Origin of the sequence: Kluyvera genomosp. 3 (genome assembly GCF_011765685.1) — a bacterium.
GTDB lineage: Bacteria > Pseudomonadota > Gammaproteobacteria > Enterobacterales > Enterobacteriaceae > Kluyvera > Kluyvera georgiana_A.
This window is the reverse complement of the sequence record NZ_CP050321.1, coordinates 2,054,857-2,068,254: the sequence shown is the minus strand read 5'-3', so window position 1 is coordinate 2,068,254 and position 13,398 is coordinate 2,054,857. Positions and strand designations below refer to the sequence as shown.

10 protein-coding genes are annotated in these 13,398 nt (G+C 54.6%); 5 read left to right on the top strand and 5 right to left on the bottom strand.

The window, feature by feature from the left end:
• The first annotated feature begins 39 nt into the window (after positions 1 to 39).
• Complete coding sequence (locus tag GY169_RS09610) at positions 40 to 1,413, top strand: MFS transporter (protein WP_167575589.1); 1,374 nt, start codon at positions 40 to 42, stop codon at positions 1,411 to 1,413.
• On the opposite strand, the gene GY169_RS09605 is transcribed toward GY169_RS09610, so the two are convergent.
• The gene (locus GY169_RS09605) at positions 1,410 to 2,027 is read right to left on the bottom strand and encodes a helix-turn-helix transcriptional regulator (RefSeq protein ID WP_167575588.1); all 618 of its coding nucleotides are present in this window, start codon (positions 2,025 to 2,027) and stop codon (positions 1,410 to 1,412) included. The genes GY169_RS09610 and GY169_RS09605 overlap by 4 nt on opposite strands.
• Positions 2,028 to 2,642: 615 nt before the next feature.
• Between GY169_RS09605 and pgaA the strand changes: the two genes are divergently transcribed.
• From pgaA to pgaD, 4 genes are read left to right on the top strand one after another with little or no spacing between them, the layout of a single operon-like run.
• Positions 2,643 to 5,090, top strand: coding sequence for a poly-beta-1,6 N-acetyl-D-glucosamine export porin PgaA (pgaA, locus tag GY169_RS09600; protein ID WP_167575587.1), 2,448 nt, complete (start codon positions 2,643 to 2,645; stop codon positions 5,088 to 5,090).
• Between the two features lie 8 nt (positions 5,091 to 5,098).
• Positions 5,099 to 7,114, top strand: a complete 2,016-nt coding sequence (gene pgaB, locus GY169_RS09595; protein WP_223882157.1) for a poly-beta-1,6-N-acetyl-D-glucosamine N-deacetylase PgaB — start codon at positions 5,099 to 5,101, stop codon at positions 7,112 to 7,114.
• Positions 7,107 to 8,435 carry a poly-beta-1,6-N-acetyl-D-glucosamine synthase gene (pgaC, locus tag GY169_RS09590; protein ID WP_167575586.1) on the top strand — a complete coding sequence of 443 codons (1,329 nt, stop codon included), beginning with the start codon at positions 7,107 to 7,109 and terminating at the stop codon, positions 8,433 to 8,435. The genes pgaB and pgaC overlap by 8 nt, the downstream gene beginning before the upstream one ends.
• On the top strand, positions 8,435 to 8,863 hold the full coding sequence (pgaD, locus tag GY169_RS09585) for a poly-beta-1,6-N-acetyl-D-glucosamine biosynthesis protein PgaD (protein ID WP_163447999.1): 429 nt from the start codon (positions 8,435 to 8,437) through the stop codon (positions 8,861 to 8,863). Before pgaC ends, pgaD begins: the two co-directional genes overlap by 1 nt.
• 51 nt (positions 8,864 to 8,914) lie before the next feature.
• Here the strand turns inward: pgaD and htpX are convergent, their stop codons facing one another.
• The 4 genes from htpX to GY169_RS09565 form a co-directional block, all read right to left on the bottom strand.
• The gene (htpX, locus tag GY169_RS09580) at positions 8,915 to 9,799 is read right to left on the bottom strand and encodes a protease HtpX (protein WP_163447998.1); all 885 of its coding nucleotides are present in this window, start codon (positions 9,797 to 9,799) and stop codon (positions 8,915 to 8,917) included.
• A gap of 192 nt (positions 9,800 to 9,991) precedes the next feature.
• Positions 9,992 to 12,040: a carboxy terminal-processing peptidase gene (gene prc, locus GY169_RS09575; protein WP_163447997.1), complete on the bottom strand. Its 2,049-nt coding sequence runs from the start codon at positions 12,038 to 12,040 to the stop codon at positions 9,992 to 9,994.
• A gap of 19 nt (positions 12,041 to 12,059) precedes the next feature.
• A complete protein-coding gene (gene proQ, locus GY169_RS09570; protein ID WP_163447996.1) occupies positions 12,060 to 12,752 on the bottom strand; it encodes an RNA chaperone ProQ in 693 nt (230 codons plus the stop codon).
• Positions 12,753 to 12,849: 97 nt separating this feature from the next.
• Complete coding sequence (locus GY169_RS09565) at positions 12,850 to 13,347, bottom strand: GAF domain-containing protein (protein WP_167575585.1); 498 nt, start codon at positions 13,345 to 13,347, stop codon at positions 12,850 to 12,852.
• Between the last annotated feature and the right edge of the window lie 51 nt (positions 13,348 to 13,398).

Here is a 13,398-nt window from a genome sequence, read left to right as displayed (position 1 = left end):
ATTCTCTGGTTAATAATTTCCTCAAAAACAACTTCCCACATGACTAGAAACATGATTGATGGCCTGCCACTGCCACAGCGGTACGGGGCCATTTTGACGATTGTGATCGGCATTACCATGGCCGTTCTCGACGGCGCGATCGCCAACGTTGCGCTGCCGACCATCGCCAGCGATTTGAACGCATCACCGGCGGCATCTATTTGGATCGTTAATGCTTACCAGATTGCGATTGTCATCTCCCTGCTGTCTCTCTCTTTCCTCGGCGACATGATTGGCTATCACCGCATCTATAAAGCAGGTCTGGTGGTCTTCACTCTCGCTTCGCTGTTCTGCGCCTTCTCAAACTCGCTGGAGATGCTGACTCTGGCGCGTATTCTGCAAGGCTTCGGCGGAGCGGCATTGATGAGCGTGAATACGGCGCTGATCCGCCTCATTTACCCGCAACGCCAGCTCGGACGCGGTATGGGCATCAACTCCTTTGTGGTGGCCGTCTCCTCAGCGGCCGGCCCGACTATCGCGGCGGCCATTCTTTCGCTGGCCACCTGGCAGTGGCTCTTTTTTATCAACGTGCCGCTGGGCGTTATCGCCTGGCTGCTGGCCGTACGTTTCCTGCCGTCGAACGGCACGCGCAGCCAGTCGACGCGTTTCGATCTGCCAAGCGCAGTGATGAATGCCCTGACCTTCGGCCTGCTTATCACGGCACTGAGCAGTTTTGCCCAAGGACAGTCTATTGAGCTGGTGCTGGCTGAAGTCGCCGCGCTACTGGTCATTGGTTTCTTCTTCGTCCGCCGCCAGCTTCGTATGCCGGTGCCGCTGCTGCCGGTTGATCTACTGCGTATCCCGCTGTTTTCGTTGTCCATCTGCACCTCCATCTGCTCATTCTGCGCGCAAATGCTAGCCATGGTGTCACTGCCGTTCTTCTTGCAAACGATGGTTGGCCGTAGCGAAGTTGAGACCGGCCTATTGCTGACGCCATGGCCGCTGGCAACCATGGTGATGGCGCCGCTGGCTGGCTATTTGATTGAACGGGTTCACGCCGGTCTACTCGGCGCGCTGGGCATGGGGATTATGGCCTGCGGACTGTTTGCTATGGCGATGCTGCCCACCTCACCGAGCGACCTGGATATTATCTGGCGCATGTTGCTGTGCGGCGCCGGTTTTGGGCTGTTCCAGTCGCCAAACAACCACACAATTATTGCCTCCGCCCCGCGTAACCGCAGCGGCGGTGCCAGCGGCATGCTCGGCACGGCGCGCCTTCTTGGGCAGAGCACCGGCGCGGCGCTGGTTGCGCTGATGTTTAATCTCTTTGGCAATGGCGGCACGCACGTGTCCCTACTGTTGGCAGGTACGCTCGCCGTCGTCGCCACGCTCTTTAGCGGCCTGCGGGTAACGCAGCCGCGCGCGCAAAGTTAAGCCCCCTCCTCTGACGATACCCGCCGGTTGCCTAACCCGCGGGTATCGCCGGGCAACTCCAGCAGATTATTTTTGAAAATAAACAAGCAAGCCTCATTAAAATTGTCCACGCCAAGACGTTCGGACAGTTCGGTTCGCTGTCGATAAAGCCCCCTCACTGACATATTCAACATGTCGGCCGCCTCTTCCATGGTCATACCCGTCATCAGCAGATGTAGCATCAGCCGCTCAGCGTCACTGAGAACAAGGTTTTCCAGCCAGACCGATGTTAAGCGACGGCTTTTCATGTTCAACAGCAGCGTAAATAATGCCGTAATATCCGTCGGCTCAAGCAGGTTGCGTAAAAACAACTTCATGTTCAGCATTTCAGCTTCACGATAGCGCATATCCAGCATGATACAGGAAACCGGTTTTTTCGATCGCGACGCATCCAGTATCAGATAGTCATAACAATGAAGCGGTGAGCGACTATCAATCAATACAGAATATTCGTCGGCGCTGCCATCAAACACCTTACGATCAATCGAATCTAACTGAATAATATCCGGGAATAACAGTTCAATGCCTCTGACGAGGTAGCTGTCTTGCGTTACTAAAAGTATAGATGTTGCCACAAATCATCCCTTATACATTTAAAGCAGGAACATCCTTTCAGGAGAAAAGACAACCTCCATTGCATGGCTTATTATAATGGTGACAAACTATGTTGATTTGATTACCTCTCTGCCCGCCATATCACGCCATCACAACAGGCGGCATGATAATGACTCATCGTGATTATAATTAAAAAACAACCACAGAAAAGATGCAGTTTAAGAGATTAAGATTTTTTGTCATAAAACGTCCTAAATATTGCCTGTTCACAAGCCATTTCATGCCACAACCTATTGAGCCTCGCCCTTAATTCATAACCACATGAAATACAACAAAATAGATCATTATCAATAATTTAAAATCAAAACCAAACAATCAGAAAACCCTATTTTTTCATTTATCTACAGATAAATCCTAAAACATAGAGGCCATTTTCGGTATATTTATCGACAATCACATCCGGTGTATATTAGCGATCATACAACTCCGTTTGAGGAAATGCTTTATTACCTAAAAGTAAGTTAGACAGACCAAAAGAACAATCTGCTTCGCGCAATTATTACCTTTCCCTGATTCAGGATTGAAAGGCGGCCATGTTTTGTCACGAACTCTGGATACAGTTATGGTAAATAGATATGGATAGCTCGTCTCATCACAATAAAACACGCTATTATCGCAACTCCAAATTATCGCTTTCATTTAGCCTGATATTACTGATTCCGGGCCTGGTGCAGGGCGCTCAATCCATATATGAACAACAGATTGAGCAAGCGCGGAGCGGTAATTACTCCGCGTTTCTTATCTATGTTGAACGCTATCAGCAGCATAATGCCTTAAATGCCGGGCAGGTCGCGGACTGGCTACAGGTGGCATCGTGGGCCGGGCGCGATCGTGACGTTATTCAGATTTGGCAACGCTATCAGGTATATATGCCGATTCCGCCACGAGGGGTCGCCGCAGCCGCTCAGTCCGCGCGAAATCTTCAACAGTGGCAAACAGCGCTATCGCTTTGGCAACAGGCCCTTATGCTGGCGCCCGATAATGATGACTATCGTATCGGCTACATTAAAACCCTGGCCGACGCGCGTCAGGACTCTGCGGCGTTGAAAGAGGCGCAGCGCTTGCTCACCGAACGACATACCCCTGCCCATCTGCAAACGCTGGCCTATGTGTATCAACAGCAAGGGAAAGACTGGGATCGGTTATTAAACGATACCCTCGCACTCGTCCATGACCCACACGATAGCGCGATGCTCAGCGAGTGGGTTGCGGCCCTGAGCGATAGCCGAGTTGCTACGCCAGCGCAAGCACACGCGTCGTCGGCGACACTCACGCCCGAGCAGCGTCGGCAGTTGGATCTCAATGCGACGGCAGAAATCGTGCGCCTTGCAGTCCTACCGACCCGCACCGAACAAGAACGCTTCTTTCTGGCGCAGCTGGCGCTCAGCCGCTACGACGTGATGTTAACGCGCTGGAAAGACGATCCCGCTGCGCAGCAGGATGTGATGCGAGCCCGTCTCGACAGACTTGGCGCCTTCTATGCCAACGCCGACTATTCGTCGGTGACTCATGAATACCAGACGCTACTCGCCGCAAAGCAAACCGTGCCCGACTGGGCTATCGGCTGGGTTATTTCAGCCTATCTGGAACAAGAAAACGTTTCCGCCGCCCAGACGCTCCTCGCCGAGCATCCGGGCTATATCCCGGACGCTGATGATGACCAGAACGCATTATTTTTCGCCCTGCTGGATACCGGTCAATACCAGGCAGCCAGGCAATACGTTGCCCGGATGATGCAGAATACGCCCTGGGCCCGGTACGACTATGGCGATCCCATCGCCCAGCCTAACGATCGCTGGCTGACCGGACAATCGCTCTACGTGCAGTACCTCGCGCAGAGTAACGCGTTACCACAGGCGCAGGCACTTTCCCGCCAGTTGGCTGACTCCGCGCCGGGCAATCAAGGGCTACAAATCGATTACGCCACGGTGCTGCAGGCTCGCGGCCAGCCCAGAGCGGCGGAACGTAAGCTCAAAATGGCAGAGGCGCTGGAACCTGCAAATATCGAACTGGAAAGCCAGCAGGCCTACGTCGCCATGGATCTTAATGAATGGCATCAGTTGGATGTACTGACTGACGATATCATCGCTCGCAGGCCTAAGGATCGCAGCGCGCAGAAGCTGGCCAGGCTGCGCGACATTCAGCATTTTTCAGAGTTACGCATTAACGCTGGTAAGGGACTGTATTCCGACAACCCCATCAGCGGCACGCACGATCTCTCCTGGGATGCCACGCTCTACTCTCCCCCGCTGGCGGACAACTGGCGCGTATTTGCCGGTACCCGCTTTGCACAGGGCCATTTTGATGAGGGCAAAGGCTCCGCGCGTCATCTCTTTGGCGGTCTGGAGTGGCGACCACGTGATTTTTGGGGCGAGGCCGAACTGTCCAGCAATCACTATCACGGCACCAGCAAGCCGGGCGCACGCATCGCTGCAAAATATCGACCAGTTGACAGCTGGCAGTTTGGCGGCGAAATAGAGCGAATCTCCCGCACCACGCCCTTACGGGCGCTGCGTAATGGGATCAGCGCCAACCGCGCAGAGGCTTCAGTGCATTGGTATCAGAATGAACGGCGCGACTACCGCCTCAGTGCCGCAGCCAGCGATTTTTCTGACGGCAACCGTCGGCAGGAATATAGCGTAACCGGCCAGGAACGTCTGTGGCAGAGACCATCAATGACGCTCACCCTTGGCCCGGAAATCTCCGCAAGCGCCAACAGCCTCGCCGACACCCAGTATTACAACCCGGCGCGGGATCTCTCCGCGGCGGCTTCATTGACCGTCGACCACCAGATGTACCGACACTACGACACGCTCTGGAGCCAACAGATCGTCGCCGGTGGCGGCGTCTACTGGCAGAAACAACGGCCCCCAGGCGCTATCACTCTCTTAGGTTACGGGCAACGCGTTCAGTGGAACAACGTCCTTGATACCGGGCTGATGCTTAATTGGGATAAGCGCCCTTACGACGGCAAACGCGAAAGCAATCTCGCCGTCACCTTTGATGCCACTTTACGGTTTTAAGGATGATTATGCTGAACACACGTCTCCGTATCAGCCTGGTTACGATAGGCTGGCTGTGCATGAGCGCAGTCGCTTATGCCAAAGCAATGCCCTTTATTGCCCCACAGGATCGCGCGCCGCTAGTTGCCAGCCAACCGTGGCCAAAAAACCACTTTCTGGTGCTGGGTTATCACGACGTTGAGGATGATATCGCCGACCAGCGCTACCTGACCGTACGCACCAGCGCGCTCAACGAACAGATTAGCTGGCTACTACACAACGGCTATCACGCCATCAGCGTACAGGATATTATTGATGCGCATCAATCGCGTAAGACGCTGCCGCCAAAGGCATTTTTGCTAAGTTTCGACGATGGCTACAGCAGCTTTTATACCCGTGTCTGGCCGCTGCTGAAAGCCTGGAATGTCCCCGCGCTGTGGGCGCCGGTCGGCAGTTGGGTCGATACGCCCGCCGGACAGAACATCAATTTTGGCGGCTTGATGACGCCACGTGAACGTTTTGCCACCTGGCAGATGGTGAGAGAGGTCAGCCGTTCGCCGTTGGTGGAAGTGGGAGCCCATACCTGGGCCTCACACTATGGCATTCCGGCTAACCCACAGGGTAGCCTCGAACCGGCGGTCGCCAATCGGTTCTACGATCGGCAAAGCAGCCGTTATGAAACAGACCAGCAGTTCACCCAGCGCATTAGTGAAGACGTGCGTAAAGTGACCGCGAAAATCGGTGAAGTAACCGGGAAAGAGCCACGCGCCTGGGTTTGGCCCTATGGAGAAGCCAACGGAGCGACGCTTGCCATCGCCAAAAAGCACGGTTATCAATTAGCCTTTACGCTGGCCGATGGTCTGGGCGATGCCAGCGACATTGAAAATATCCCTCGCCTGCTCATTTCTGGAAACCCTTCGCTAAAAGCCTTCGCCAGCATGGTGACGCAGGTGCAGGAACCGGAAGTCGTGCGTGTGATGCATGTTGATCTCGACTATCTCTACGACCCGGATGTCGCCCAGCAGACCCGTAATATCGACAAGCTGGTGCAGCGGGTCTACGACATGAAGATCAGCCATGTCTTTCTACAGGCGTTTTCCGACCCACAGGGCGACGGCAACATTAAAGCGCTCTATTTCCCCAATCGCTGGCTCCCCGTACGCGCCGATCTGTTTAACTTCGTCTCCTGGCAGTTGCAGACCCGCGCCAGAGTTAAGGTTTATGCCTGGATGCCAGTGCTGGCATTCGACCTCGCCCCCTCCCTTCCCCGCGTACAACGCTGGGATCCACAAACCGGGCGTACGCTGACCGCCACCGAGCCCTACATCAGACTGTCACCGTGGAGCCCGCAGGCGCGTCGTCAGATAACGGATCTCTATGAAGATCTCGCCCGTTATGCCCCATTCAACGGCATTTTATTTCACGATGATGCCGTGCTTAGCGATTTTGAGGATGCGGGCCCGGCGGCCATTAGCGCGTGGCAACAGTCCGGCTCTTCCTACAGCATCGCCGACATGGCACGCCACCCTACCGAGCGTCGGGCTTGGACGCGTTTCAAGAGCCAGACACTCGTGACGTTCACTCGTCAATTAAGCCACGCTGCCCAGCGTATTCGTGGCCCCCAGGTCAAAACCGCACGCAATATTTTCGCCCTCCCGCTGCTGGAGCCAGAGAGCGAGGCCTGGTTTGCGCAGAATCTCGACGATTTTCTGGCCGCCTATGACTGGACGGTGCCAATGGCCATGCCGTTGATGGAATCCGTTGCCCCTGCGCAAGCCGATGACTGGCTGGCTCAGCTGGTAAGCGCGGTGGCGGCTCGTCCCGGCGCGTTAAGCAAAACGATTTTCGAGCTTCAGGCCAAAGACTGGAATCACCGGGCGCAAAATGCTGTCCCCGACGCTCAGTTGGTGGAGTGGATGCAAGTGCTCCAGCTCAACGGTGTGAAAAACTACGGCTACTATCCCGACGATTTCATCGAAAACCAGCCCAACATGGCTCGTATTCGGCCCGCATTCTCTTCGTACTGGTACCCCAAAAATGACTGATCGCCTTATCGCATTTTGTATTTTAGGACTGGTGTTCGGGCTGCCGCTGGGCGTCGCAGCCATTTTTACCGGTGAGTTGATTCTCGATTTCGTGTTCTTCTGGCCACTATTTATGTCGGTACTGTGGGTCACCGGCGGACTTTATTTTTGGTTTCAGCTTGAACGCCGCTGGCCGTGGGCTCCCAAAATGCCGCCTCCCGTTCTGCCCGGCGAGCCGCTGATATCGATCCTAATCCCCTGTTTTAACGAAGGGAAGAATGCGCGAGAAACCCTCTGCGCGGCACTGGCACAGCGTTATCCGCATATTGAGGTGATCGCCATCAACGACGGCTCAGCAGATGATACCGCCGAGGTACTTGAACAGCTTGCGCGCGAGCAGCCACGCCTGAGGGTGATTCATCTGGCGGAAAATCAGGGCAAAGCCGTGGCGTTAAAAGCGGGAGCCGCTGCGGCAAGGGGCGATCTGCTGGTGTGTATCGACGGCGATGCCCTGCTCGATAGCGATACGGCGGCCTATCTGGTCGCGCCGCTGATTCAGTACCCGCATGTGGGGGCAGTGACGGGCAATCCACGTATTCGCACGCGATCCACGCTGATTGGCCGTATTCAGGTCGGTGAATTTTCCTCGATTATCGGGCTCATCAAACGCACGCAGCGCATTTATGGCCGGGTATTTACCGTCTCCGGAGTGATTGCCGCCTTCCGTCGACAGGCACTGGCCGACGTGGGTTACTGGAGCCCCGATATGATTACCGAGGACATCGACATCAGCTGGAAGTTACAGCTGCACCACTGGGACATCTTTTTTGAACCACGTGCGCTGTGCTGGATCCTGATGCCTGAGACGCTGAAGGGACTGTGGAAGCAGCGTCTACGCTGGGCACAAGGCGGCGCGGAAGTTTTCCTGGTTAATCTGCGCAAACTGTTTAGCTGGGAACATCACCGAATGTGGCCCCTGTTTGCGGAATATGCACTCTCCACGCTGTGGGCTTTTGCGTATGCGGTGACGGTACTGCTGTTTCTGCTCAGCTCTCTTTTGCCGCTGCCGGAAAATCTGGCCGTCAGAAGCCTGTTTCCCCCGGAGTTTACCGGCCTGCTGCTGGGGGTGATGTGTTTGCTACAGTTCGCCGTCAGCCTGTTTATTGAACGCCGCTATGAAAAGAAGGTCGCCTTTTCACTGTTCTGGGTGATTTGGTTCCCGATGGTGTACTGGATGATAGGCATGTTCACAACCATCGTCGCCTTCCCGAAAGTCATGCTGAAACGCCAGCGCGCACGCGCGCGTTGGGTGAGTCCCGATCGTGGTAAAGGAAGAATGTGATGAACGAAAATAGCATAATTTTAACCGAACACCGCCTGATGCCCCGCTGCTTTGACGCGGCGTTAACGCTGCTCGCCTGGTGCGGTTTTCTGTTTTTTCTCTACGCCAATCTGCTAATGAAGCTGACCGAAGACGGAGGACAACGCTGGGATACGATGGTCGAGGCGTTTAATACTCTGCTGGTGTACCTGCTGATTGCCGCGATCAACGGCTGGCTGTTGATTCTCTGGTATCAATACAACCGTCGGCGAACACATTCCCGACGCCATGCCCGCCTGGCGTCGCTGCAGAGGGACGAACTTGCCCGCAGTTTTAACATTGCGCCGCAGATTATTTCGGAGATGAGCCAGTACAATCTGCTGACGGTCTATCACGACAATATTGGTCGTATTATCGATTTAAAAACCGCGTCTCATCATCGCGGCTAAAAAAAAGCCAGCCCGCGGTAAACGGGCTGGCATTCTTTTCGGCAACAACGATTACTTCAGGTATTCACCGCTGCGCAGCGCTTCAATACGCTTATCCAAAGGCGGGTGAGTCATAAACAGCTCACTCAACGATTTGGATTTGCCGTTGATGCAGAACGCCATCATGCTGCTGGCTTCCTGCGGTTCATAGCTGGTTTTCAAACGCTGCAGCGCCGCAATCATCTTCTCGCGGCCCACCAGCTTCGCCGAACCGGCATCAGCGTGGAATTCGCGATAGCGCGAGAACCACATGGTGATAATGCTCGCCAGAATACCAAACACCAGCTCCAGCACCGTCGCCACCGCGAAGTAAATCAGCGGGTTGCCGTTGCTGCTCTCTTCTCCGTCGTCACGGTTGCCGCCGAGGAAGCCCGCCGCAATCTGCGCAATGACGCGTGAGATAAAGATAACGAAGGTGTTCACAATGCCCTGGATCAGCGTCATGGTCACCATATCACCGTTGGCAATGTGGCTGATTTCATGGGCGATGACCGCTTCAGCTTCGTCACGGCTCATGTTCTGCAACAGGCCAGTACTCACGGCAACCAGCGATGCATCACGGCGTGCGCCGGTAGCAAAGGCGTTGATATCCGGCGCGTGGTACAGCGCAACCTGTGGCATGGCAATCCCTACCTGCTGCGCCTGACGAGCGACGGTTTCCAACAGCCAGCGTTCCTGCTCGTTACGCGGTTGCTCAATGACCTCGCCGCCTACCGATTTCAGCGCCATCCATTTCGACATCATCAATGAAACAATGGAACCGCCGAAACCAAATAGCAGCGCCATAATCAGCAGACCGGTCATGCTGCTCGACTGAATTCCTGTCAGGCTTAGCACCAGCCCAAACACAACCATCACGGCCAGGTTGGTCATCAGGAAAAGCGCGATTCGCATCATAATTTACTTTTAACCTCTTCTTAACAAAACGCACTATGCGATTATCCCTATCGTAGGGGTAATCCGCCGATTTTCAACGATCACGTGAGGCTAAGTCACGAGAAAGACACAACTTTACATTTTGTAGCATCATTGTTGACAAGAACTTGAGGGAGATAAAAAAACAGGCACAATTGCTTGTGCCTGTTGGGGTTACTTGCTTGCCGCCGGTTGTTCAGCGGGCGCGGATTTCTCCAGCTTCGAAAGGTCAACGGCGATATTCACCGTCTCGTCCAGATACGGATCTGGCTCTTTATAGTCTTTCGGTAAATCGTCCAGCTTCTTAATCGGCGGCTTGCCTTCACGCTTGTAGCGATCGTTCACGCGCGCCAGACGAGTCGCATCATCCTCTTCGTTCTCTTTTTCACGCTGGGCGTAATTGAGAGACACAATACTGCGCTTATCTTTCAGAGCGTTGAAGTGCGCAATATCTTTAGCGATGTACTGGAACTCAGGATCCTTCGCAATACGATCGGCATGCAGCTTCAGCAACTGAGGCTCAAACGGCGCCATGTCGCCAGACTTCACGTAGGTCGCCGCATTGATGCTATCCCACGGAAGCGCGTTGTCTTCGAACTTCTCACCGGTTTCGGTCTCTTCGTTACCGGTCGGCATCATGATGTCCGGCGTAACGCCTTTACGCTGCGTACTGCCGCCGTTAATGCGGTAGAACTTCTGAATGGTGTACTGAACGGAGCCCAGCGCCGGCCATTCAGGGCGCAGCATTTGATCGTAGATACGGTTCAGCGAGCGATACTGCTGTACGGTGCCTTTACCGAAGGTTGGCTCACCCACGATCAGCGCACGACCGTAGTCCTGCATTGCCGCAGCAAAGATTTCCGACGCCGAGGCGCTGAAGCGGTCAACCAGCACCACCAGCGGCCCTTTGTAATAAACCACGCCGTCATTGTCGCTGTCTTCGCGCACCTTACCGTTGTTATCACGTACCTGCACCACAGGGCCGGACGGAATAAACAGACCGGAAAGCGAGACCGCTTCGGTCAGCGCGCCGCCGCCGTTGCTGCGCAGGTCAATAATAACGCTGCTGACGTTCTGTTTTTCCAGCTTCTGCAGCTGAACCTTCACGTCTTCAGTCAGACCAACGTAGAAACCCGGAATGTCGAGCACGCCGACCTTATTGTTGCCGGTGCCTTTCACCGACATTTTCACCGCGCGATCTTCCAGGCGGATACGCTCACGGGTCAGGGTAACAATACGGGTTTTTGAGCCTTTCCCGGCAGGAAGAATTTCAAGGCGTACCTTGCTGCCCTTCGGCCCTTTGATCAGCGCAACAACATCATCAAGACGCCAGCCGATCACGTCAACCATGCCTTTCCCGGCCTGGCCTACGCCGACGATACGATCGCCCACGCTAATCGCCTTACTCTTCGCCGCCGGGCCGCCTGCCACCATGGAGTTGATCACGGTGTAGTCATCATCCATTTGCAGCACAGCGCCAATCCCTTCCAGAGACAGGCTCATCTCGGTATTGAACTGTTCGGTATTACGCGGTGAAAGGTAGTTGGTATGCGGGTCGATTTCACGGGCGAAGGAAGTCATCGCCAGCGAGAACACGTCTTCGCTGTTGGTTTGCGCCAGGCGACGGATCGCGAACTTATAGCGACGCGCCAGGGTATCGTGAATTTCTTTATCGTCTTTACCGGCGAGCTTGAGGCTCAGCTGGTCATATTTGACTTTGCCGTCCCACAGCGCATTCAGCTCGGCTTGATCCTTCGGCCATGGCGCTTTACTGCGATCCAGGTTGAAGGTGTCATTACCGGTGAAATCCATCGGGCGCTCAAGCACCTTCAATGCATACTCATAGCGCTCAAAGCGACGTTTTTGCGCCAGATTGTAGAGATCGTAAAAGACATCCAGTTTGCCGGAACGAAGCTCGTCGCCAATCTGCCCTTTCTTCGCCGCAAACTGCGCAACGTCGCTGGCCAGCAGCACGTTGTGGCTGTAGTCCAGGAGGTTCAGATAGCGGTCAAAAATTTTGGCCGAAAAGGCCTGGTCGAGATCGAACTGGCGGTAGTGAGAACGGGTAAAGCGCGAGGTGACGCGCTCGCTTACCGTGGCGTGCTGAGTCTCTTCCTTAAGCACAGGAAGTTGCTCAACACGGGTAATATCTTCCACCGCTAAGGCCTGGCCTGTTATTAATAACAGGCCAGCAAGCGCGGAGAGCCTAAAAAGTTTGTTCATGCCTGGCCCGGCCTCCGTTTCAGAACACCAGGTGTTCTGCGCGTACAATCATTGACATACCAGAAGTAAGCTGAACGCGAACGCCATCCTTGGTGATTTCCAGGATTGTGGCATCCATAGCGTTATTGCCCGCTTTAACTTTCAGGGATTGGCCGACCGTCAGTGCGGACAGATCGGAAACCGGCGTCAGTTTTTCTTCGCGCACTTCGCGAGCCGGTTTAGCGGCTGGTTTTGCAGTAGCAGCGCGCGGCTTACGCTCAGCCCCTTCTTTACGGCGTACCGGAGGACGTGGTTTACGCTCACGACGCGGCGCATCGCCTTGCTCACCAGCAGCAGCGGCGGCTTCGCGTTTTTTCGCCTGCTGTTCAGCGCGCTGCGCCTGAACGCGAGCTTTGGCTTCTTCAAGCTGCTGACGTGCGTGCGCGACGTGCTGCTCGTCCAGCTCACCGCAAGGGTTGCCGTCGAGGTCGACGCGAACTGCACCGGCTTTGATACCGTACAGGTAGCGCCAGCTTGAAGTATAAAGACGGAGTGCGGAACGCAGTTGGGTTTTGCTGAGGTTCATCTCCCCTTCAACACGCTCGACGAGATCCTGAAAAATACCGACTTTCAGAGGACGAGCTTCACCTTCCGCGCTGAAGCACTGCGGAAAACGTTCGGCTAAAAATGCGATAACTTCTTTACTGCTATTCAACTTAGGTTGATTTTCCATGAAATTTCCTGATTACAACGGACGTAGCCAACAAGCCGCAGGCATGAACAGGCGACATTATAATGACGTCATCCGTAAATGCTACGTTATCCGTTGATTATCCTGCGACGGGTGCAAAGAATTTTTGGTAATCGGTGGCTTCAAGCACTTTTTGCAGGTGGCCAACCAGTTCACGCAACCCCTGTTCATCCTCTTCGCCAAAGCGCGAGAACACGGTGCTATCGATATCCAACACGCCAATAACCTGGTTATTGACCACCAGCGGCAGCACGATTTCGGCGTTACTGGCAGCATCACAGGCAATGTGCCCATCAAAAGCATGAACATCTTCTACGCGCTGAACGCGATTTTCCGCTACCGCGGTACCGCAAACACCACGGCCCACCGGGATACGCACGCAGGCAATTTTGCCCTGAAACGGCCCGAGAACCAGCGTATCGCCTTCCAGCAGGTAAAAACCGGCCCAGTTAACGTCGGACAGACGCTCGTACAGCAGCGCGCTGGTATTGGAGATTACCGCTAAGAAACTTGTTTCACCTGCCATTAATGCCTGAAAATCGCGGTTAAGATCCGCGTAAAATTCTGTTTTGCTCATTATTCAATCACTATTGTTTACGATGTTACTGATTCGTTACCTTGCCTGGGC